7 protein-coding genes are annotated in these 23,356 nt (G+C 74.0%); all 7 read right to left on the bottom strand.

Features of this window, described 5'->3' with window-relative positions:
• Positions 1-111: 111 nt before the first annotated feature.
• Positions 112-1,908 carry an acyl-CoA dehydrogenase family protein gene (locus OG599_RS26395; RefSeq protein ID WP_327178444.1) on the bottom strand — a complete coding sequence of 599 codons (1,797 nt, stop codon included), beginning with the start codon at positions 1,906-1,908 and terminating at the stop codon, positions 112-114.
• Positions 1,895-3,640 carry an acyl-CoA dehydrogenase family protein gene (locus OG599_RS26390; RefSeq protein ID WP_327178443.1) on the bottom strand — a complete coding sequence of 582 codons (1,746 nt, stop codon included), beginning with the start codon at positions 3,638-3,640 and terminating at the stop codon, positions 1,895-1,897. The genes OG599_RS26395 and OG599_RS26390 overlap by 14 nt, the downstream gene beginning before the upstream one ends.
• Entirely contained in the window at positions 3,637-5,286 is a 1,650-nt protein-coding gene (locus OG599_RS26385; protein WP_327178442.1) for a PfaD family polyunsaturated fatty acid/polyketide biosynthesis protein, read from the bottom strand. The genes OG599_RS26390 and OG599_RS26385 overlap by 4 nt, the downstream gene beginning before the upstream one ends.
• A 23-nt stretch (positions 5,287-5,309) precedes the next feature.
• Positions 5,310-12,908 (bottom strand): beta-ketoacyl synthase N-terminal-like domain-containing protein, encoded by a 7,599-nt coding sequence (locus OG599_RS26380; protein ID WP_327178441.1) that lies wholly within the window; start codon positions 12,906-12,908, stop codon positions 5,310-5,312.
• Between the two features lie 76 nt (positions 12,909-12,984).
• The gene (locus OG599_RS26375; RefSeq protein ID WP_327178440.1) at positions 12,985-20,373 is read right to left on the bottom strand and encodes an SDR family NAD(P)-dependent oxidoreductase; all 7,389 of its coding nucleotides are present in this window, start codon (positions 20,371-20,373) and stop codon (positions 12,985-12,987) included.
• A 341-nt stretch (positions 20,374-20,714) separates the two neighbouring features.
• Entirely contained in the window at positions 20,715-21,578 is an 864-nt protein-coding gene (locus tag OG599_RS26370; RefSeq protein ID WP_327178439.1) for a thioesterase domain-containing protein, read from the bottom strand.
• A complete protein-coding gene (locus OG599_RS26365; RefSeq protein ID WP_327178438.1) occupies positions 21,556-21,828 on the bottom strand; it encodes an acyl carrier protein in 273 nt (90 codons plus the stop codon). The genes OG599_RS26370 and OG599_RS26365 overlap by 23 nt, the downstream gene beginning before the upstream one ends.
• Positions 21,829-23,356: the final 1,528 nt, after the last annotated feature.

Here is a 23,356-nt window from a genome sequence, read left to right as displayed (position 1 = left end):
AGCTCCTCTCAAGGACGGGCGGACGGGACGGGCGAACGGAGGGGTGCTACGGACGGGGCGGGTGCCCCGGACGGGGCGGGGCGGCGGACCGCACCCGCCCCGCCCCACCCGTCAGCGCCGCACGGTCTCCGCGTCCAGCTCCCGTGGCGCGAGCGGGAACTGCCAGTGCGAGAACAGCTGGTCGGAGCTGTGGAAGTGCCGCAGCACCCGCATGACCTCGTCGACCACCGCCGCGTCGGTGACCGACTCGTGGGGGGCCAGGCACCGTCGCAGCCGCTCCAGTTGCAGCAGCAGCAGCGCCCCGTTGGGCAGCGGCTCGTCCATCACCTCGTGGGAGTGGACGAAGGTGTGCACGCAGGCGGCCGCGGCGTGCAGCAGGCAGTACTCCTTCGCCAGGTCGAACAGCTCCGCGCTGTTGCCGAAGGCGCGGCCCAGCTCCCCGCGCAACCGCTCGGAGCGCTCCCGCAAGGAGGCGGTGCGGTCGAGCAGTTCCTCCGCGGTGGCCGCGGCCCGGCGCAGCCACCCGCGCTGGTCGTCCTCCTTGGCGTCCTCCGCCAGGGCCCGCAGCGCGGCCAGGGAGCCCGGGGCGGCCAGCAGGGTGTCGTCACGGCCCCGCGCGAACAGCTCCTGCCGCCACGGCTCGTACGTCGGCAGGCCGGTGCCCATGCCGTACAGCACCGCCGCGTTCGCCTCCGCGGCCTCCCGGTCGGCGCCGGTGGCCTCGGCGGCGCGGGTCAGCAGCGACTGGAGCTGGCCGGCGAGGTTGCGCAGGTTGACCACCGTGTTGCCGTCGGCGAAGTTCGCCACCGGCAGGTCGCGCAGCATCTTCTGGAACACCGCGTAGTGCGGGTGGTCGCGCAGGAAGTAGCGGGCGCCGAGGACGACGGCCAGCTGCGACATGGCGCGTTCCATCATGGTGGGCACCAGGTACTTCGCCACCGACGAGTGGACGCTGGCCTGCTCCGGTGCCTGCTGCAGGCCCCGCACGGCCCCCAGGCTCACGGCGTCGGCGACCATCAGGTCGGCGAACACCTCCGTCAACTGGCGGCGGCTGTAGGGGATGTCGCTGACCGTCTTGCCGAGGATGACGCGGCCCTCGGTGAAGTCCAGCGTCACGCGCAGGCCGGTGTCGACGGCGGAGATCGCCATGCCGGAGATCTGAGCCCTGGCGGCCTGCGCCGCCTTGAGCGCGATCTCCAGGCCCTGCCCCTCCCGCCCGATGAGGGCGGAGCCGGGCACGAACACGTCCTCCATCCGCACCCCGCTCAGGTCCATCCCTCGGATGCCGTGCAGGCGCTCCCCCGGCAGCTCCACCACCGAGCCGGCGGGGGCGGCGCGCTTGTCGAGGACCAGGACGGAGAAGTCGCCGCTGCCGCCGCGCTCTCCCGTGCGGGCGAACACCACCATCGCGTCGGCGCGGGTGGCGTTGCCGATCAGCCACTTCTCCCCGCTGAGCAGGTACCCGCCCTCGACGGGACGCGCCCGCATGGCGTTGGCCAGCAGATCGCTGCCGTAGCCGCGTTCGGACAGGCCCCAGGAGAGGCGGTAGCCGTTCTTGACCGCGGCGACGAACTCCGCCTGCTGTTCGGCGCTTCCGCCGGTCCAGACGGTCATGAAGGCGAGGTTGGTGATGATGAGGGCGGTGGCGGTGGTGGAGTCGCGGCGGGCGATGAGCCGCACCAGGTTGAACTCCGCCTCCACGTCGCCCGCCCGTCCCCCGTGCTCCCCGGGCAGGGCGTACTCGGGCACGCCCCAGGCACGCAGGGGGTTGACGAACTCGTACGGGTAGGACTCGCGTTCGTCCAGTTCCAGCACGCGGCGGAAGGGCATCGCGGAGGACTCGTCGTGCGGGCAGCCCAGGAACTCCTCCAGGCGGGCGGCGAGCGCGGTCAGATCAGCCCTGGGCATGGGTGGTCTCCTGCGGGGCGGCGAGCGGGACGGGCAGGGCGGTGAACAGCGCGTGGGCGGTGTGGAGGGCGCCGACGGTGGTACGGGCCGGCTCCAGGTCCGCGGCGCGGCGGCGCGGGTCGGTGCCGGCGGCGCGGGACAGGAGGTAGGCGAGGACGGCGCGCAGCCAGCCGGTGTCGCCCGGCTCGGCCCCGTACAGGCCCGTGGTGCGGGAGGCGGCCCACAGCTGGACGCAGGCGGCGGCGCCGTGCAGCCAGGCGTAGCTCTCGCCGAGGTCGGCGAGAGCGTGCGGGTCGGCGTCCGCGCCGCGGGTGCGGGTGGCGAGGGCCGGCAGCGCCGCGACGGCGGACGTCAGCTCCGCCAGCAGCGCCGCGGTCTCCGCGTCCGTCTCCTCGGCCAGGTCCGCCGTGACGGCGGGCAGGGCGGCCAGGACCGGGTCGGCGCCGCGGACCAGGAGGTCCAGCCTGGCCGGTTCGTAGGCGGGCAGAGGCGCGTCGAGGGCGAAGACGGCGTCGACGGACGGCGCCGGCCCGCCCGCGGCGGTGGCGGCGACGAGCGTGGGCAACTGGGCGGCGTAGGAGCGGAGGTTGGCGTAGGGGCTGGCGTCGATGACGCGGACCACCGCCGCGTCGCGGCGCAGCTTCTGGAACACGCCGTCCCCCGGCGCCTGCCCCCGCAGGACCGAGCGGGTGGCCAGCACGGTGGAGCAGTGCCGCAGCACGTCCTGGGTGGCCTCGGCGACGAGGTGCTTGGCGGCGGGCCCCCAGACGCTGCACGCCTGCGGTGTCACGTGCGCCCCGCGGGCCGCCGCCAACGCCACCGCGTCGGCGGCCAGCAGCGCGGCGCTCGCGGTCGCGCACTCGCGGCGGGCGTAGGGCGTGGCGTCCAGGGTCGCGCGGCCGAAGCGGCGGGTGGCGACGAAGTCCAGGGTCAGGCGCAGCGCCGTGTCGGCGATGCCCAGCGACCCCGCCATGCTCATCAGCCGCACCGCCTGCTGGGCGCGCAGGGCGACCTCCAGGCCCTCGCCCTCCTTGCCGACCTGCGCGTCGGGCGGGACCGTCAGCCCGTCGAAGCGCAGGGTGGCGAGGTCCACCCCGCGCATGCCGTCGGTGCGGGGTGCCGGCAGGCGGGTCAGGCCGTCCGGGTCGGCGCCGCGCGGGGTGTCGATCAGGTAGGCGGTGAACGCGCCGGGGCCGCGCTCGCCGGTGCGGGCCACCACGTACACCGCCTCGCACCGCGTCCCGTTGCCGACCAGCCACTTCTCGCCCTGCAGCCGGCCCTGCGCGTCCAGGTGCAGCGCGCCGGAGACCAGGTCGCTGCCGTGGGCGGCCTCCGTCATGGCGAACGCGACGGCGCCGCCCTCCCGCAGCACGCGCGCCACCTTCTCGCGCTGCCCGAGCGAACCGTGCACCTGCAGGCAGGTCGCGGCGATGATGCTGAACATGGTGCCGGGCATCACCGTCACGTCGCGGCGTGCGGCGGCCCGTACCAGGGTGAGGCTGCGGTCGAAGGACTCGAAGGTGCCTCCCCACTCGCGGGGCAGATAGGCGAGGTGGAAGCCCGCCTCGAAGAGCAGGCCGCACAGTTCCTCGGGGAAGGCATCGGCCTCGTCGCGGGCGACGGCGGCCGCGTAGCCGTACGCGTTGGCGGGGTCGGTGGGGTCACCGAGGATGAGTTCCACCTCCTCGGGGGTGAGGGCGGTGGCGACGGCGGGGGTCCGGGCGGCGCTCATGACGCACCCGCCGTGGGGGCCAGGGGCATCGGCCCGTCCTGCGGTACCGGCAGGTAGCCGACCGCGCCGGCGGGCACCCGTACGCCCGCCAGGCGCAGTTGGGCGAGGCGGGTGTGGAACGCGGCGCCGCGCATGAGGTGGTGGGCGACGTCGGCGACGCGCCGGTTGCTCGGGTTCTTCAGGTAGCTGCCGGTCACCCAGTCGTTGAAGGAGCCCATCGCCGGTCCGCACCAGATCTGGTAGTCGGCGGTGCGTGCGTCGTCGCCGGTGACGGCCCAGCGGGAGGCCATGCCCAGGTACCAGCGGAACACCAGCGCCATGCGGCGGCGCGGGTTGTCGGCGGCACGGGTGAGCTGCTCGGGGTCGCGGCGGGTGAAGTAGGCGACGCAGTCCGCCCACACCTCTTCCAGGGGGCGGCGGAAGATCTGCTTCTCCAGCCGGTCGCGCTCCTCCGCCGGCAGCGCCTCCAGCCCGTCGTACGTCTGGTAGAGCTGGTAGAGGCGGCGGGCACGCATCGGGAAGAGGGTGCCCTTCTTCAGCACCTGCAGGTCCACGCCCATTTCGAACATGTCGGCGGCCGGTGCCATCTCGCAGTCGGCGATGCCGGCCTCGGCGAGCATCGCCCGCACCTGCGGGGAGGTGCCCGCCTCCAGGCAGGACTGGTTCACCGAACCCGTCACGACGTAGTCGGCGCCCATCGCGAACGCGGCGGCCAGCGAGGCGGGCGTGCCCAGGCCCCCGGCGGCGCCGAGGCGGATGCCGACCTGGTAGCGGTGCTCGCGCTGCACCGCGTCCCGCAGCCGTGCCAGGACGGGGAAGAGGGCCGGCAGGGGGCGGCGGTCGGTGTGGCCGCCGGAGTCCGCCTCGACGGTGATGTCGTCGGCCAGCGGCACGTGGTGGGCGAGCGACGCCTGTTCGGCGGTGATCAGGCCCTGCTCCAGCAGGGCGGCGACGGTGGCGGCGGGCGCCGGCCGCATGAAGCGGGTCGCGGTCTCGGGGCGGGAGACCTTCGCGATGAGCCGGTTGCCGGTGATGACCCGGCCGTCCGGTCCGCGCCGCAGCCCGGCCAGCCGGTAGCGGACGATGTGCGGGGTGAGGTCCATGTACGCGGACGCCTCCACGCAGCGCACACCGTGCCGCAGCGCCAGCTCCACGGTCTCCCGCTCCAGGCGGTCCTCGCTGGGGCTGTGGATGACGTTGATCGCGTAGGGCAGGCCGGGGATCTCCCGCTCGAAGCGGCGCAGGCTGTCCTCCACGACGGACGGCAGCAGTCCGGCCGCGCCGAAGGAGGCGAGGAGGTTCTCGCGGGCCATGGCGACGACGAGGTCGGCGGAGGCGATGCCGCCCGCCATGGCGCCCGCCATGTAGGGCAGGCGCACGCCGTGGGCGGCGGTGAACGCCGCCGAGCCGAGGCGGTGCGGGGGCAGCGGCGCGGCGGCGGCGAGTACCCCGGGGCCGTGCCCGCCCGGGGCGGCGGCGCCGCCGGAGACGGCGCCGGGCCCGGCGGGGGTGGCGAGGACGAAGCAGGGGTTCTCCAGGTCGGCGAGCGCCTGGTAGATGCCGGAGGGGTCGGTGGCGGGGAAGCCTTCGCCGTACCAGCGCAAGGAGGTGCCGGCCGGGGGTGGGGTGGAGTGCGGGGTGGACATGGGGAACGTGGCTCCTCGGCTGGTCAGGCGGGGTCGGTGGCGGAGCGGACTTCGATGGCCGCGTCGGTGAGCTGGTAGATGCGCAGGCCCGGCTTCCACAGTTCGGCGTCGGCGATCACCAGCAGCCGGTCCGCTTCGCGCCGCACCTCCTTGACGTGGACGTCGAAGCGCAGTTCACGGTCGTGGCGCAGGATCTGGCCGCGGTACTTCCAGCTCATCCCCACGCCGGTGGCCATCGCGAAGTGCGGGGCGTCGATGCCGGCGGCCAGGTCCTGCTCCATCACGAACAGGCGCAGCGCCTGCAGGACGGCCTCCACACCGAGGGAACCGGGCATCACCGGGTCGCGGTGGAAGTGGCAGGAGAAGTACCACTCGTCGGGCCGCACCGCGCGCTGGCCGTGCAGGTAGCCGTTGCCGAACCGCCCGCCGTCGGCCACCAGGTCGACGTGGTCCACCAGGTGGAAGTGGTCCGCGGGCAGACGCAGGTGGCCGCCGTCGGGGTCGGTGAACCAGGGTGCGTCGGCGGTGAGTTCGAGGCGGCGCACCCGGTCGGCGGCGGGCTGCTCCTGTTCGATCCACGGGGCGGTGTAGCCGCCGTTGTCCAGGCCCACCTGGTTGGCGAGGGCGGCCTCGGAGAAGTACCCGAAGAGGGACTCGCCGGTGTAGAACACCTCGCCGTCGGCGGAGAGTTCGTAGGAGAAGTTCTGCAGGACGGCGCCGGAGATGGCGGAGGTCATCAGCAGCTTGGAGTGGTGGCGGATGGTCTTGCCGCGCAGGTCGATGTCGCGCACGAGGGTGGCGCGGCCGTCGAGGTTGCGGATGGCGTACTGCTGCGCGGGGTCCTTGAGGGTGGCGCCGAGGTAGTAGCCGAGGAAGATCGCCGCCTGGAGGGAGGACTCCATGTAGACGCAGTTCGGCATGTGCGGGTGGGAGTTCTGGCGGTAGTACCAGGCGTCGTCCGGTGAGTCGTACTCGGTGACCATCTCCGAACCGGGGCTGAGGTCGCCGCGGGTGCCCTTGAGGGACATGACGCGGTCGACGAACCGGAAGTCGCCGTTGGGGATGTAGGGGGCGCGGCTTTCGCGGTACACCTCGAACTCCGGGCCCATCGCCATGTCGAGCAGGCCCTTCGCGGCGTGCGCGAGGTGCAGCTCGTTGATCATGGCGGGTTCGCCCGAGCGGTTGCGGCGCCCGAGGAAGACGGGCACTCCGCCCGGCCCCGGGCGGTAGGGGGCGCCGTCCTTCTCCTGGACCTGGAGGCCGAGGTTGCGCATCCGGATGGCCGGCTTGTCGCCGAGGTGGACGATGATGTCCGCCCGCACCGTGGGGCGCGGCAGCAGGGTGACGTCGGTGATCTCCACCTCGTAGCGGATCTCCCGGTGCTCGGGGGTGATCTGGCCGCGCACCTGCACGTCGATGCGTTCGTCGGTGACGGTCTGGAAGCGGGCGTCCGGCAGCGTCAGGTGCATGCCCAGGTACAGCAGGTGGATCTGCAGGAGCTGCACCGCGCCCTCGGCGACGAGGGAGCCGGCGAGGACCGGGTCGTCGGGGAAGTGGCAGGCGAAGTACCAGGCGTCGGGGGTGAGGCGCTTGACGGCGGTGAGCTTGCCCAGGCCCCGCGGCCCGCCGAGGCGGTCGATGGTGACCTCGTCGACCATGCGCAGCATCGGGTCGGGCAGGCGCAACGCCGGGTTCAGGCCCTCGTCCTGGACGTGCTCGGGGCCGAAGACGTCTCCCGGGCGCCCCTGGGCGAGCAGTTCGAGGTCGTCGCCGGTCAGGTGCGTGACGTCGGTACGGGCCAGGGGCTTGAAGTAGCCGGGGGTGAGGGCGGCCCGTTCGGCGCGGTCGCGGTCGCTGATGACGACGCCGAGGGAGGCGTCGAGTTCCTCCTGGGTGAAGAACCCGGCGCAGGCGTCCCGCAGTTGCAGGATCAGCCGGTCGTCGGCGAAGCAGTCGTAACTGAAGAAGAAGAGGGTGGTGTCGCCGTTGTGGACGAACCGGTCGATGGAGATCTCGTAGCGCAGCGTCTGTCCGGCCAGCGGCAGCGGGCCCTTGAAGATGAGCGAGGAGTCCAGCAGCCGGTAGACCCGCTCGCCCTTGTTGCGGAAGTCGATGCCGAGGTAGCTGACGAGCAGCAGGTCGCACTGGCCCGCCTCGACGGTGACGGCGGGCGGGGCGGCCCCGTCCACCAGGTACCAGGCGTCGTGGGGGATGTCGTACTCGGTGGTGATGCGGGCCGGCCCGAGCTTGCCGGGGGTGGCCTCCAGGCGGGTCACGCGGGTGGCGAAGTGGTACGGGGGCGCGGGCAGCCTCACCCGCTTGGCGTAGGAGTCGAGAGGGGCGAACTCGGGGCCGAAGACGTTCGCGACCTTCCCGGTGGCGAATTCCAGCAGAGCGGCCTCGTCCCAGATGACGCCGGGAGTACCGGAGGACCGGTGGAGCTGCTGGGGAGGGGTGGGCTCGGTGGTCGTGGGCGTGGCGGACGGGCCGGCCGGGAGGGGCCGGGGCGTCACGGGGACAGGGGCCTGCGGGCGCTCCTCGGCCTGCGGGAGCGCCGGGGCGGCGGGCGCGTGTCCGGTCGGCTGCGCGACGGGCGCGGGAACCGGGGCGGGGGCCGGGGCGGTGGCCGCGTCGAGCAGGGACTCGGCGCGGGCGAGGGTGGCGTCCTGGAGGATGCGCTGCGTCTCCATCACCACGGCGTGCGTGGCGAGGATCTGGCGGCGCAGCTCCCGCACGGTGTCGGCCGCCGGGTGCCCGGTCGGGCGGGCCGGGTCGGCCACGGGGGCCTCCGGGCCCGCCGGTGCGGGGAGGGCGGCCGGGGAGGGGGAGGCGGGCTCGGGGAGAGCGCGCTCCGCGGCGAGGGTGTCGTGGGCCGCGGGGACGGCGGCGGGCTGCGCGCCGGGCGTGGCCCAGGGCAGGAAGGTGATCGGGTCCCCGTCGAAGACGATGACCTCGGGGTCCGCGAGGGTCGGGTCGGCGGGCATGGGATCGGGCTCCTCGGATGCGGTGGGGGGTACGGCGGGCGGCTGGGGTACGGCGGCGGGCGCCGCGGCGGACACGGGTGTCGGGAGGGACGGGGCGGGGGTGGGGAAAGCGGTGGAGACGGCGGGAACGGGGACACCGCCGGAGACGGCGGAGGCGCCGGCACCGGGGACACCGGCGGAGACGGTGGCCACCGCGGGCGCCGTGGACACGACCGCGTCGAGGCGTCCGCCCACGGCACGGCCGCCGGCGGACACGCCCGCGCCGTCGGCGGCGCGGCCCTCCGCGACGACGGGCGCGCCCAGGACGGCCCGCACCCCTGCCGCCACCTTCTCCGGCACGGGGTCGCCCCCGCCCACCCGGAACCGCGGGCGGGGACGGGTGGCGGGCGCGGCGGCGGTCGCCGAGGTGGCGTCCAGGCCGCCGAGCAGCGCCCCCAGGTCCACCGGCAGGCCGTTGCCGACGAGCCGGGCGACGAGCTGAGCCACCGACTTCGCGGCCGGCACCCCCCGTCGGTCCACGCACACCGCGGTGTGCGGCAGGTCGCCGAGGGTGTCCTTCACCCAGCGGGTGCAGGTGGCGCCGGGGCCGACCTCCAGGAAGTAGCGGTAACCGCGCTCGTAGGCGGTGTGCACCAGGCGGGGGAAGTCGATGGGTGAGCGCAGGGTGTGCGCGATGCGCTCGGCCACCCGTCGCCGCTCCAGACCGGGCAACTCCTGGTAGTCGTAGGCCGACAGCAGCTCCAGGCCGCCGAGGGAGCCGGTCGGGTAGTCGTTCAGGTCGGCGAGCGCGTCGACGTCGGCGTCCACCACCGGGCAGTGCATGACGACGCTGACCGGGGAGCGCGCCGCCTGGCAGCCCAACTCGGCTATCAGCGCCCGGCACTGGGCCGGGTCTCCGGCGACGACCAGCTCCGCCGGGGTGTTGACGTGGGTGAGGAAGACCCGGTCGTAGGAGGCGAGGGCCTTCTCGACGGTGTCCCGGTCGGTGAGCAGCACGTGCGAGGCCCACAGGTCCTTGTCGGGCGTCCCGTCCGGTACGTCCCACAGTTCCCGCACCGTGCGGCGGCGCCCCACGAGACGGTCCTTGAAGACGGGCGTGTCGCTGATGAGGTCGTCGCGGCGGCCCTCCGCGCTCCACCCGCCGGTGGCGAACAGCATGCTGGACTCGCCCAGGCTGTAGCCGAACCCGCCGTGCGCGGTGACGCCCAGCACCCGGCGCACCAGGTGGGTGTAGAGGATGGCGAAGGAGGTGCCGGTGGCGAGCATGAACGGCACGTCCTGGGAGAGGGTGTCCTCCAGCTGCATCAACTCCCGTCGTCCCGGCGTGCGCAGGGTCCGCGGGTACAGCAGCGGGGCGCGGAGTTGCCGCGCCGGTTCGTCGGCCTGCGCCTCGAAGTGCTCCAGCAGGCCGGGGAAGGCACGGAAGAGGTCCTGACCGAGCCCCGGGTAGGAGTTGAAGGCGCCCGGGTAGACGAGGGCGACCTTGCCGTCGGGGCCGAGGGGGCGGGCGGTGGCGTAGGAGCCGGCGGGGGTGGCCCACTCGCCGCCGGACGCGAACACCCCGGGCAGGTCCCTCGCGGCCGACTCCGCCTGCAGCAGCAGCTCTTGGCGGTCGCGTCCGGTGAGGACCACGCGCAGCGGGCGCCCGGGCAGGGCGGCGGCCGCCGCGCGGGCCAGGGCCAGCGGGTCGGCGCCGTCGCGGAGGGCGGCGACGTGCGCGTCGACGGCGACGAGCAGGTCACCGACGGTGGTGGCGGACAGCGCCAGCAGGACGGGCCCGCGGGCGCGCCCGAAACCGGTGGCTTCGGTGCGGCCGGCGGTGGCGTCGCCGGAGAGCACCAGGTGGGCGTGGGCGCCGTGCGCGCCGAGCATGCTGACGGCGGCGTGCCGCCGCTCCCCCGCCCGCTCGCGCAGCCACGGCCGGGACCGGTCGGGGACGTACAGGGCGGACGGGTCGAGGGCGTCGGTGAACGTCTGCGCGGGGCCGCTCCAGCCGGTGGTGCCGGGCAGGTAGCCGTGGTGCAGGCTCAGTACGGTGCGCAGCAGGCCGGCCATGCCGGCGGCGCTGCCCGCCGAACCGAACTGGGCGGCGGCGGAGCCCAGCGCGGTGGTGCGCCGCTCGTGCTCGGGCCGTCCCGCCCCGTCCGGTGCCCGGTACACCTCGCCCAGGGCGGTGACTTCGGCGAGGTCCTCGGGGAGGAGCCCGCCGGCGTGCGCCTCGACGTAGCCGACGGCGTCGGCCCCGATCCCGGCCTCGGCGAGGGCGGTACGGGCGGTGGCGGCGAGGGTGCCGGCGTCGGGTGCGGGGCGCTGTCCGTCGCGGGCGGGGGTGATGCCGGTGGCGAGGGCGTCCAGGCGGGCGTAGACGCGGCGGCCGTGCCGGGAGTCGGAGCGGGTGAGGACGACGGCCCCTGCCCCCTCCCCCAGGCGCGGACCGTGGGGGCCGTCGGCGAACGCCAGGCCCGCCTCGCTGAGGGCGTCCGGCCGCAGCAGGGCGTGTTCGGCGCTGCCGGTGAGGTCGACGGCGCCGACGAGGACGGCCTCCAGCCCTTCGTCGAGCAGCAGCAGCCGCGCCGCCTGGAGGGCTTCGGCGGTGCCGGAGCCCTCGGCGGAGACGGTGAAGGACGGGCCGGTGAAGTTCCACAGCGAGGAGATGCGGCTGGCCATGACGTTGCCGATGTAGCTGAGGACCTCGTTGGCGACGATCGGCGGCACCACCGCGTCCCGCGCGACCTCGCTGAGCGCCGCCAGCACCTCGCCGGTGACCTCGACGCCGGCGGCCTCGCACTGGGCGCGCAGGAAGGTACCCATGGTGTGGCGGGTGAGGCGGGCGCTGGTGTAGGGCTCCAGCTCCATCGCGACGATCACGCCGACGCGGCGGGCGGGCGGCGCGCCGGCGCCGGGCGCCGCGGCGCGGCTGTACCCGGCGTTCCGCAGCGCCTCGTCGGCGACCTGCGTGGCGAGGGCGTGCTGGAGGTTGTAGGTGCGCAGGTCGGACGGGGGGATCTTCTGGTCGACTGGGTCGACGTCGACCCCGTCGACGTAGCCTCCGGCGGGCGCGTCGCCGCCGGCGAGACCGGCGGCGGCGAGGGTGCCGCCGGTGGTCTGCTCCAGCCCGCGCCAGCGGCGCGGCGGGAGCGGCCGGAGGGTGTCGGTGCCCTCGTGCACGGCCCGCTCCACGGCGTCCACGTCGCCCAGCGCCCCGAAGTGCGCGCCGAGGCCGACGATGTCGAGCGTGGGCAGGGGCACGAAGTCGGCGCTCTCCACGGGGGCGGTGTCGGCGGCTTCGGGGGCGGAGAGGACGACGTGGGCGTTGGTGCCGCCGAAACCGAAGGCGGACACGGCCGCGCGCAGCGGTCCGGGCTCCCGCGGCCAGGGCCGCAGTTCACGTACCAGCCGGCCGGGGCCGACCCGCCCGTCGGCGCTCGTCACGGGGCGTTCCACGCCGATGGTGGCGGGGATGCGGCCCTTGTCGATGGCGAGGATGACCTTGAGCATGCTGCTGAGGCCGGCGACGGTCAGCAGGTGACCGATGTTGCCCTTGACGGAGCCCAGCAGCGGCACCTTGCCGTGCCCGCCGAAGAACGCGGCGACGGACTCGGCCTCGGTGGTGTCGCCGAGGGGGGTGCCGGTGGCGTGGCACTCCAGGTAGTCGACGGCCGCCGGGTCCACGCCCGCCTCCGCGTAGGCCAGTTCGTAGCAGGCGAGCTGGCCGCCGCCCTGGGGGACGAGGAGGTGGCGTCCGCTGCCGTCGTTGGTGAGGCCGATGCCGTCGATGACGGCGTGCACCCGGTCCCCGTCGCGGACGGCGTCGGCGAGGCGTTTGACGGCGACCATCCCGGCGCCCTGCCCGGTGAGGATGCCGCCGGAACGGTCGTCGAAGGGCTGGCTGAAACCGTCCTCGGGGTAGGCGTGGAGATCGCCGAAGGACAGGTGGATGAGGGTGGGGTCGGGGGCGCAGACCCCGCCGGCGAGGACCAGGTCGGCCTGACCGGAGGCGAGGTGCGCGCAGGCCAGCTTCAGGGCGTACAGGGCGGAGGAGCAGGCCGCGTCGAGGGTGTAGCGGGGGCCGCCCAGGCCCAGGGCGTTGGCGGTGACGGCCGCCGGGGAGCCGCTGACGCGCAGGTTCTCCTCCCGCAGCAGCGCCGGGTCGACGAGCGGCCGGCCGTCGGGGAGGGCGGCGAGGGCGGGGACGCCGGAGCGGCGCAGCCCCTCCAGGACGGCCTCCTGGGCGAGGGGGACGCTGAGGGCGGCGGAGGTGGGGGTGGGGAAGGAGTAGTTGCCGAGGATGAGGGCGGTGCGCTGCCGGACGTCGGGGTCGTCCTGGTGGCCGCTGTCGCGCAGCGCCTCCCGCGCGGTGTACATCGACCAGTGGTGGATGCGGTCGAGGCCGGTCAGGGTGTCGGCGTCGAGGTGGTAGCCGGTGGGGTCGAAGCTGAAGTCGGTGATGAAGCCGCCGCGGCGGCAGTCGAGGCGGTGCCGGGGGTCGAGGTCGGCTTCCGCGGGCTGGTCCGTGAAGACCTCCGCTCCACCCTCGTGGCGGCAGTCACGGCCGTCACGGAGGTTCTCCCAGTACCGCTCGGGGGTGGGGGCGCCGGGGAAGAGGCAGGACAGGCCGACGATGGCGTACTTGCTCATGCGAGCGGGGTCCCTTCGTGGACGGTCGGCCCGCCGGGTGCTCGGGGGCACCCGGCGGGCCGACCGGGTCAGGTCGTCAGGCGGTTTCGGTGGCCGGTCGGACGACGAACTTGGCCGTGAGCTGCGGAGCCGAGATCACGGATACCTCGTCCCAGACGGTGAGGACCGTGCCGTCGGGGGTGCAGGCGGTGACGGTGAGGCGGGTCGGGCCGCCGGTGGTGGCGCCGGCGGGCTCCACCACGACGAGGAACGGCTCGCCGTCGGGCAGCGGCTGGTGCAGGGCGGCGCGGCCGACGGACAGGGGCAGCCCGGCCGCGTCGCGGAAGCGCCGCACCCACACCAGGGCGGACTGCAGCAGCAGGTCGGAGGCGCCCGGCGCGTACCGGTGCCCGCTGAACGCCCCGTCGCCGAGCTGCGGTTCGGGCAGGGAGCACTCCAGCACGAGGCGCGTCTCCTCGTCGGCGAGGATGCGCCGCAGGCCCCGCAGGGACGGGCCGTGGAAGAGGGTGCCGTCCTGGTAGAGGCCGTCGGCCACCTCACCGCCGCCCAGGGCCGGCAGGTCCGTCAGGGGCGCCGGCAGCGGCGCGGCGGTGGTGTCCAGGACGGCGGCGTAGTGCGGGCGGAGCGCGCCGTCGGCGGTGTGGGAGCGCAGGGCGGCCGTCACCGTGCTGTCGCCCTGCTGGGCGGGGGTGAGGGTCACGTCGAGGGCGGCGGGCTCGGCACCGTCGAAGACGATGCCCTTGTGCACCGCGAAGTCCCGTACGGTGCGCACCTCCTGGCCGGTGAGGCGTTCGGTGATGCCGATCGCCAGGCCCAGGGCGAGGGCCGCGGGCAGCACGGCGGCGTCCCCGATGACGTGGTCGGTGAGGAAGGTCTCGTCGGTCAGCGGCGCGAGGGCGCGGCGGACGGTGACGGGCGTCGCGGGCGCCGCGTCCGGTTCGGACAGGGGCGTGGTGGGGCCGAGGACGGTGACGACGTCGTCGGCGTGCTCGGCGGTGAACTGGTCGGCGAACAGCTGGGCGCCGAGGTCCTGCGGGATGAGGGTGATGCCGCGTTCGGCGAACACCGCCTTGATCTGCGGGGAGACCATGCCGCTGTCCCAGGCGCCCCAGTTGAGGGAGGTGACGCGGGCGCGGGAGTGGCGGCGCTTGAACGCGGACGCCCAGGCGTTGAGGGTCTCGTTGGCCATGGCGTAGTCGGACTGGCCGCGGTTGCCGAAGAAGCCGGCGACGGAGGAGAAGAGCACCACGTGGCGGAGCGTCTCCTCGTCGAGGGCGGCGGTCACCGCGCGCAGCCCGGTGAGCTTCGGCGCGAAGACACGCTCGATCTCGCTGGCCTTCTTCTGCGCGATGAGCTGGTCCGCGAGGACCCCCGCGCCGTGCACCAGGCCGGTGACGCGGTCCCGGTAGGGGGCGAGGGCGGCGGCTACGGCCTGCGGGTCGGTGATGTCGACGGCCAGGTAGTGGGCGTCGGATCCGGCGGCCCGCAGTCCCTCCAGCGTCTCGCGGATCTCCCGGCAGCCGGTGACGGCGCGGTAGGCGTCCTCGATGCGCTTGGGGGTGGGCTTCTCCCCGGCCGCCTTCAGGTCGGCGACCGCGGCGGCCTTCAGCGCGGCGGCGTCGTGCAGACCGTGCGCCCAGGCGGGCTCGTCGACGAGGGGGGTGCGGCCCAGCAGGAGCAGGCCCACCTGGTGACGTCTGGCGAGTTCGGCGACGCAGACGGCGGTGATGCCGCGGGCGCCACCGGTGACGACCAGCAGGTCATCGGGGCCGACGGGGGGCACCTCGGCCCCGGCCGGGTGCGGGGCGCGCTCGCCGACGGTGAGGGTGACGCGGCGGATGCCGTCGTGACCGGCCTGGACGGGGGTGGTGGCGGCGTCGCGTGTCTCGGCGAGGACCAGGTCGGCGGCGGTGTCCGCGTCGAGGTGCGGGGCCAGGTCGACGGCCCGGCAGAACACGCGGGGCGCCTCCACGGCGAGGGTCTTCACCAGGCCGGCGACCCCGCCGAGGGGGGTACGGGCCTCGTCGACGCCGGTGACGCCGAACACGCCGTCGAGGCGGGTGACGGTGGTGTAGGCGGTGCGGCCGGTGGCGGCGCCGGCGCTCAGCGGCTCCACCAGGTGCTTGGCGGTGAGCAGGGTGTGCGCCAGGCGGCGGACCGCCTCGGCCCAGTCGGTGGGCTCCTTCGTGCACAGGTCCAGGACGAGGCTGACGCCCTCGGTGACGATCTCCCCGGTACGGGCGGCGAGTTCGGTGACGCCCCATCCGGTCAGGGCGTGGTCGACGGCGCCGTCCACCCGCTGCGGGACGCCGGGCAGGCGCAGCACGTGCACCTTCCAGCCCTGGCCCTGCAGGCGTGCGGCGAGTGCGGGGGCGAGCTCACCGCCGTCGTCGACCAGCAGGGCGGCCGACGACTCGGGGTAGGCGGCGAGGAGTTCGTCCGGTGCCGGGAGAGCGACGACCGCGGCCCGGGCCCGGCCTATACGGGGCGGCTCGGGGGTGGCGGGGGCGGTGGGCGCCGGGGCGGCCAGGTCGGTGGTGGCGGGAGCGGCGTCGGCGGGGGTGCCGGTGAGGAAGCTGACGATGTCCTGCAGAGACCGCAGTTCACCCAGCTGCTCAGGACCCGCGGCAGGCGCACCGGCGGCGAACCGCTCGTGCAGCACACCCATGATCTCCACCCGCTTGATGGAGTCGATCCCCAGATCCGCCTCCACATCCATCCCGAGCTCCAGCATCTCCGCCGGATAACCCGTCTTCTCCGAAACCACCGCCAGCAGAGCGGCCGTCACCTCGGACACGGACGGACCAGCAGCCACCGGCGCCGCGACCACAGCCGCGACAGCCCCGGCAGGAGCCGCCATGAACGACACGATGTCCTGCAGAGACCGCAACTCACCCAACTGCTCAGGACCCGCGGCAGGCGCACCGGCGGCGAACCGCTCGTGCAGCACACCCATGATCTCCACCCGCTTGATGGAGTCGATCCCCAGATCCGCCTCCACATCCATCCCGAGCTCCAGCATCTCCGCCGGATAACCCGTCTTCTCCGAAACCACCGCCAGCAGAGCGGCCGTCACCTCGGACACGGACGGACCAGCAGCCACCGGCGCCGCGACCACAGCCGCGACAGCCCCGGCAGGAGCCGCCATGAACGACACGATGTCCTGCAGAGACCGCAACTCACCCAACTGCTCAGGACCCGCGGCAGGCGCACCGGCGGCGAACCGCTCGTGCAACACACCCATGATCTCCACCCGCTTGATGGAGTCGATCCCCAGATCCGCCTCCACATCCATCCCGAGCTCCAGCATCTCCGCCGGATAACCCGTCTTCTCCGAAACCACCGCCAGCAGAGCGGCCGTCACCTCGGACACGGACGGACCAGCAGCCACCGGCGCCGCGACCACAGCCGCGACAGCCCCGGCAGGAGCCGCCATGAACGACACGATGTCCTGCAGAGACCGCAACTCACCCAACTGCTCAGGACCCGCGGCAGGCGCACCAGCGGCGAACCGCTCGTGCAACACACCCATGATCTCCACCCGCTTGATGGAGTCGATCCCCAGATCCGCCTCCACATCCATCCCGAGCTCCAGCATCTCCGCCGGATAACCCGTCTTCTGCGAGACGACGTCGAGGAGGGCCCCGGCGATCTCGTCCGCGGACGGACCGGCGGAGGTGGGAGCGACGGCGGGGGCGGGAGCCGTGGCGGTGGGAGCCGGTGCCGCCGGGGTGGAGGTGGGGCCGCCGGCCTGGTGCGGCACCGTCGGCAGCACCGGGGCGGGGGCGGTCGGGGCGGGCAGCGCGACGGCCGTCGCGGCGGCGGGAATCGCCACCGGCTGCGGTGCCGCGAGCGGTTGCGGTGCGGCGGGGGCGGGAGCCAGCGCGGCGGGAGCCAGAGCGGCCGGTACGGGAGCCAGAGCGGCGGGTACGGCGGGCGCGGCGGGCACCGCCGCGCCCCTCTCCAGCCCGGCGAGGCGGCTGAGGATCTCGTGGGCGTGCAGGTGGGTGCGACCGATGGCCAGGCTGTGGTCCTTCACCGCGGTCACCCCGGACAGAACCTGCGGCAACCTGCCCTGGTCATAGGCGCGTTCCAGCAGGGCGGCGAGACGCTGGGCGCTGTCCAGCTGTCCGCTCAGGTATTCGTCGTGCAGCGCCAGGTGGTCGGCGATGACGCCGGCCAGGTGGTCGTTGTCCACGGATGTGGCCTCCTGGGCAAGGGGTGCGGGCGCGGTGGTCGCGAGCGACGCGGCGACGTGGGCGGCGGCGGGAAGGGGGGCGGGTGCGGCCGCCGGGGCGGGCGGCGCCACGTCCGGCCGGACGGCGAGGGCGGTGGCGGTGGAGGCGCCGAAGGCTGCGGTGCCACCGGGGGCGGACCCGGCGGAGGCACCCACCGGTACGGGCGCCGCCGGGCCGCGGGGCGGAGCGACGGGAGCGGACGGGCCGACGGGCACGACCGGCGCGGACGGCGCCACAGGGAACGGCGTCGCGGCGGGCGCGGACGGCGTCGCGACGACCGGCGTCACGGCGACGGGCGCGGACGGCGTCACGGCGACCGGAACGGCCGACGATCCCCCGGTCGGGCCTGTCACCACCTGCGGCACCCGGTAGCCGTTCTCCAACGCGTCCCGGTAGGCGGCCTTGCGCTGCGGGGAGACGTAGTTGATGCCGTTGAGCAGGATCGACATGCCCTTGACGGCCTCGCGCTCCACCGGCGGCGCGACGTAGTCGTCCGCCGTGCGCAGCGGCAGGCCGAGGACGGCGAGTTGGGCGACGGTCTGCTTCAGCGCCACGTCCGCGTCGCGGCCGGGTCCCGCGTCGGTGGCCAGCACGGTGTGCGGCCGGTCCTTCAGGACGCGACGCACCAGCTGCGTCAGGACGCCCTTCGGCCCGAACTCGACGAACGTGCGGTACCCCGCCTCGTACATCTCCTCCACCCGTGCGGCGAAGTCCACCGGGTTGAGGAGCTGTTCGGCGAGGATGCGGGCGTTGGCGGCGGTGTCGTCGCCGTAGGAGGCGCCGCGGGTGTTGGCGTACACGGCGCGGCGGGGCGCGCCCACCCCGACGGCGTCGACGTCGGCGCGGAAGGTCTCCACGGCGTGGCTGACGTAGGGGGTGTGGAAGGCGGCCGAGACGGGCAGCCGGGACGCCTTGACCCCGGCGGCCTGCGCCGCCGCCACCAGCTGCTCGACGGCGGCGGTGGCGCCCCCGACGACGATCTGGTCCGAGGCGTTGCGGTTGCACACGCGCAGGTCGGTGCCGTCGGGGAGGGCGGCGAGCAGCTGCGCGACCCGCTCCTCGGGGGCGCTGACCGCGGCCATGGCCCCGGCGTCGGCACCCGCGGCACCCTCGGCGCCGTCGGCCGGCGGTGCCATCGCCGCGCCGCGGGCGCGGGCGAGGGCGAAGTACGCCTCGTCCCCCAGGGCCCCCGCCGCCCACAGGGCGGTCAGCTCACCGAAGCTGTGCCCGAGGCAGCCGGCCGGGTCGAAGCCGAGACCGGTGAGGTAGCGGAACTGGCCGGCGGAGAGCGCCCCGATGGCGGGCTGGGCGTAACGGGTGGCGCGCAGCGCGTCCTCCTGCGCCGCGACCGCGGCGGCGTCGAAGACGGGCGGCGGGAACGCGACGGCGGACAGCGGGAGTTCGTCGGCGAAGGGCCGGTTGGCCTCGTCGAACGCGGCGCGCAGCGGCGGCAGCGCGAGGACGGCGGTCAGGCCCGGTTCGACGTACTGGCTGCCCTGCCCGGCGAACAGCGCCCCGACACGGCCGATCTCCTCGGCGCCGGCGGCCGTGCGGCGGAAGTGCACGCCCTTGGGGTGGGACCAGGCGCTCTCGGCGGCCCGCTTCCGCAGCTCGCGGACGGCCAGCTCTCGCAGCGCCGCCGCGTCCTCCTCGCTCCGGGCGGCGAACGCCACCCGCGCGTGGTCCTGCGGGGCGGGTCCGCCCTGGGGCGCGGCGCCGGACTCCAGGGCGTGCAGCAGGGCGTCGGTGTCGGGGGCGTGCCACAGGTGCACGCGGGCGACGGGGAACATGACTTTCAGGTCCTCGCCCTGCCCGTGCTCCTCCAGCACCACGTGGAAGTTGGTGCCACCGAACCCGAACGACGACACCGCGGCGAGACGCCGGGGGCGCTGGGGCGTCTTGATCCAGGGGCGCAGGCGGGAGTTGACGTAGAAGGGGCCGTTCTCGAAGTCGACGGCGGTGTTGGGCCGGTCGACGTTGATGGTGGGCGGCAGCACCTTGTGGTGCAGGGCCAGCGCCAGCTTGATCATGCCGGCGGCGCCGGCGGCGGCCTTGGTGTGCCCGATCTGCGACTTGACGCTGCCGACCGCCGCGTACTGCCGCTCGTCGGTGGCGGCGTTGATGACCGCGGCCAGCGACGACAGTTCGGTGGCGTCCCCCACGGCCGTCCCCGTACCGTGCGCCTCGAACAGCCCCACGTCGGCGGGTGAGCAGTCGGCGTCCTGGTAGGCCCGCTCCAGGGCCAGGACCTGGCCCTCCTTGCGGGGCGCGTAGATGGACTTGAAGCGCCCGTCGGAGGAGGCGCCGATACCGCGCAGCACCGCGTAGACGCGGTTGCCGTCCCGTTCGGCGTCGGAGAGGCGGCGCAGCGCCAGCATGCCGATGCCCTCGCCGATGAGGGTGCCGTCGGCGTCGTCGTCGAACGGGCGGATGCGGCCCGCCTTGGACAACGCCGGGGTCTTGCTGAAGCACATGTACATGAAGATGGTGTTCTCGGCGTCGCAGCCGCCCACCAGCATCGTGTCGGCGCGCCGCTCCAGCAGTTCGCTGACGGCCGCCTTGACCGCGCCGAGCGAGCTGGCGCACGCGGCGTCGACGGTCATGTTGATGCCGCCGAGGTCCATCCGGTTGGCGATACGGCCGGCGACGACGTTGCCGAGCATGCCGGGGAAGGAGTTCTCCTCCCACGGGGCGTACGCCTTGCGGAACTTGGCGGCGATCTCCTCGGCGTCGCGCTCGGTGAGGCCGCAGCTGCGCACGACCTCCTTCAGGACCGGGCTCTGCAGGCGCGCGGTGAGGGGCTGGGTGAGCTGGTTGGCGCCGGTGATGCCGAGGACGACGCCGGTGCGGGAGGCGTCGTACCAGGGCTGTTCGGCTCCGGCGTCCTTCAGCAGGTCACGGGCGACGACCAGGCTCAGCAGCTGCAGGACGTCGGTGACCTCCAGGGTGTTCGGCGGCAGACCGAACTCCAGCGGGTTGAAGGGGGTGTCGGGGATGAACCCGCCGCGCTTGGCGTACGTCTTGTCCGGCACCGTGGGGTCCGGGTCGTAGAACTCCTCGACGTCCCAGTGCGTGTCGGGCACGTCGGTGAGGCAGTCGGCCGCCGCGGCGACGTTGCCCCAGAACTCCCGGAGGTCACGGGACTGGGGATAGAGGGCGGACAGGCCGACGATCGCGATGGGGTCGCGGGCGAGGCGGCGGTCGAGGTCGGGATCCTGAACGTTCACAGCGAGGCTCTTCCACGAGTCGGGGCAGGAAGACATGCAGGAAGACATGGCCCAGCCTCGGCGGGAGGAGGAAGGGCATGGAGGTGCTGGAGGTACGCCCGAGGGACGGGCGGCCCCGGTGACGGGGACCGCAGGTGTGCGGGCGGGTCGTGCGGGGTGGCGCGGATGGTGACGTGGCGCGGCGGGGCGCGCGACGGACGGGGCTGCCGCCATGTCGCGTGGAGTCCGCGGGCCTTGAGCCCGGCCGCCCTGGTCGACGGGCGGTCACGGGGTGGTCAGGAGCGGCCGGAGCGGTCGGGGTCAGGTCGGTCGGCCCGCACCGGTCCGGGTGCGTTCCGGGTTCAGGGTTCGGTCAGCAGGGAGGCCACGGTGGTCGCGGCGTCGGAGCGCAGCAGCATCGTGTAGTGGTCACCGGGGCACTCCCGGACGTCGAGACCGTGCGGCGCGAGAGACTCCCAGCCCATACCGCGGTCGCCGGGGACGAGTCCCCGGTCGGCCCGTACGAGCACCACCGGTACCGGCGACGGCGTCGGCCGGTGAGGCAGCGTCAGGCGGTTGTTGCGGAGCAGGCCGTCGACGTAGGTGTCGTAGAGCTTGCGCAGGCCCGGCAGGGGGGTGGAGGGCAGCAGCACCTCGGCGGCGATCGCCGCCTCCAGCACCACCTTCAGCCCGTCCTCCGTCCCCAGGCCCGCCAACTGCTCCTCCTCGACCGGCACGAGCCGGCCGCGCTTCGCCCCGAGGTACATGGCGAACCAGTTGAGCAGCAGCGACGGCTCCAGCGCGTCGTCGTCGTGCTTGTACGCGTCGACGGGGGCGATGCTGTCCAGCAGGACCAGCCGGGAGGGCCGGCGCCGCGGGGCCGCCAGGGCGGTCATGGCGTGCGCGACGACCCCGCCGAAGGACCATCCGGCCAGCAGGTACGGGCCGTCACCGGATCCGATGCCCACCGCCGTCATCAGGCGGGCGGCGAGCGCGTCGAGGGTGGTGTCGGCGTGTCCCCCGGTCAGGGCCGCCTGCCAGTACTCGGCGACGCCCCCCAGGTCCAGGACGGTCAGCCCGATCCCGTCGGGGAGGGCGTCGGCGAGGGAGCGGTGCACGGAGGCGTCCAGCGCCCCCGGGTGCACCAGGTACACCGTGTGCCGATCCTCGGCCGCCGCCTTCAGGCGGTGGACCAGGGGTTGTTCAGGCTTGCGCGGCCGCCGCATGCTGGTCACTCTCCTCGGCGAGGTGAGCGGCCAGGTCCTTGACGGTCGGGTGGTACCAGAGGGTGGTGGTGCTCAGCTCGAAGCCCAGCCAGCTCTCTATCTCACCTGCGAGGATCAGCGCCTCGGTGGAGTCCAGGTCCATCTCGTCGAAGTACATCTCGGGTGAGACCCCGGCGGGCTCGGTGCCGAGGCGATGCGCGATCTTCTCGATCAGCCACTGCTGCGCCTCGAGCGTGCTCACTGCGGGCATGATGATTCCTTCCGGTGAACGGGGCTGGTTCCCGAGCTGTCGAGCCGGCACCACGCACGCGTCATCGCGTCAGCGGCGCCGGGGGAAAACCATGAAATGGCACAGAACGGCCAAGCGGATAGGGCTCCGCCCGCCGGAACGATTACCGACCAAGGGGGCGAACCCCGACCCGGTGGCGGCACGAGAACAATATGACTGGATCACGCCACCGCCAAGGGGCACTGCGTTAAGTTTAGGTATCCGAACGGCCGACGCAAACCCAACGATTTTTTCCGGCCACCGCATGGCCGATTTCCGCAAATCCAGTCGTGAGGCCGCCCCGCCCTCCACAAATGGAGGCTCCGGGTTTCCTTTGTGTGACAGCTCACGTTTACCCGTGAGCAGTCGCGCCGACGTCATTCTGGAATCACAAATTCCGGGAAAACCGACAGGCGGCATCCGACTCCCGGGCAAGGGTTTATGCCCGTACGAGAACGGAGGCCACGACACCGTTCCGGGGGCGGGCCGCCGGCGGGCGGACGGCGCGCGGCCACGGGGAGTGCGGCACCCGCGGGAGGGAACACGAGGCGCCGCGAAGGGGTGCCGGACACTCAGCCGGCTACGGTCCGCCGGCCTGATCCGTCACACCGCGGGGAAGCGGGACCTCGCGCGGGAAGGGCCCGTGGAAGCTGGACGAAACAACGGTCGGCACCGGCGCGGTGACGGTTCACACGCCCATGACCAGCAGAAACGACATGGATGTGCCGCCGCCGGCCACCTGGAGCGCCACGGACGGCACCACCCCGCGCCCCTCCGCCCGGGCTGCCCCGGAGCCGCCGTCCCGGAGTGCGCCGCTCGCTCGGCGCCGCACACCGGCTCACCGGGGCAGCGCCGGTCCTCGGGCCGTCCCACCGTCGGGACGGTGTCGAGGTCAGCCTTCACGAGCCGGTGCGGGAAGTCGTCCGCGCGGTGGCCACGACCGGTCCCGTACGCGTACCGGCAGCGCCGTCCATCACCCCGCCGGTGCGCGGACCGGGACGTTTCACGGGTCGAATCGGGTCGAATCGAGAATGAAGCGGAAGGGGGATTTCCTGCGGAAATCACCCGTCGCCGCGGAGAGCACCGACAGAGAGAACCGACAAAGGGCACGCCAAATGAAGGAGGCATCCGTTCAGGCACGCATATCCATGCGCACCGGCCCGGACCGCTCCTTCTCCGGAAATGCGTCAACGCGAGGAAAGGCCCAAAAGGCGGGCCCACCAGTTACACGCGCATGCGACCGCCCTCATACCCCGTCACCACGAAGCACATTCCCGACTCCTGCTCTCACCGGCAATTCCCGACGAAAGGCCGTCCGCTCGACAGGCCGCCCACTCGGCAAAAGAAAGAAGGGGTTCACCAGCCCGATCGACCAGGTCCCCGTGCGGATGGCCGTCGTTCACCGCACGACGACCGGTCGGCATGGCCGACCGCGCCGACCGGTTTCCCGGCGACAACACTCCGTCCGGTCCACTCCCCCTGGGTGTCGAGCGCCATGGATGCCGCCCCC

Origin of the sequence: Streptomyces sp. NBC_01335 (assembly GCF_035953295.1) — a bacterium.
GTDB lineage: Bacteria > Actinomycetota > Actinomycetes > Streptomycetales > Streptomycetaceae > Streptomyces.
Note: the sequence above shows the minus strand (reverse complement) of the source record. Positions and strands in the feature narration are given on the sequence as shown.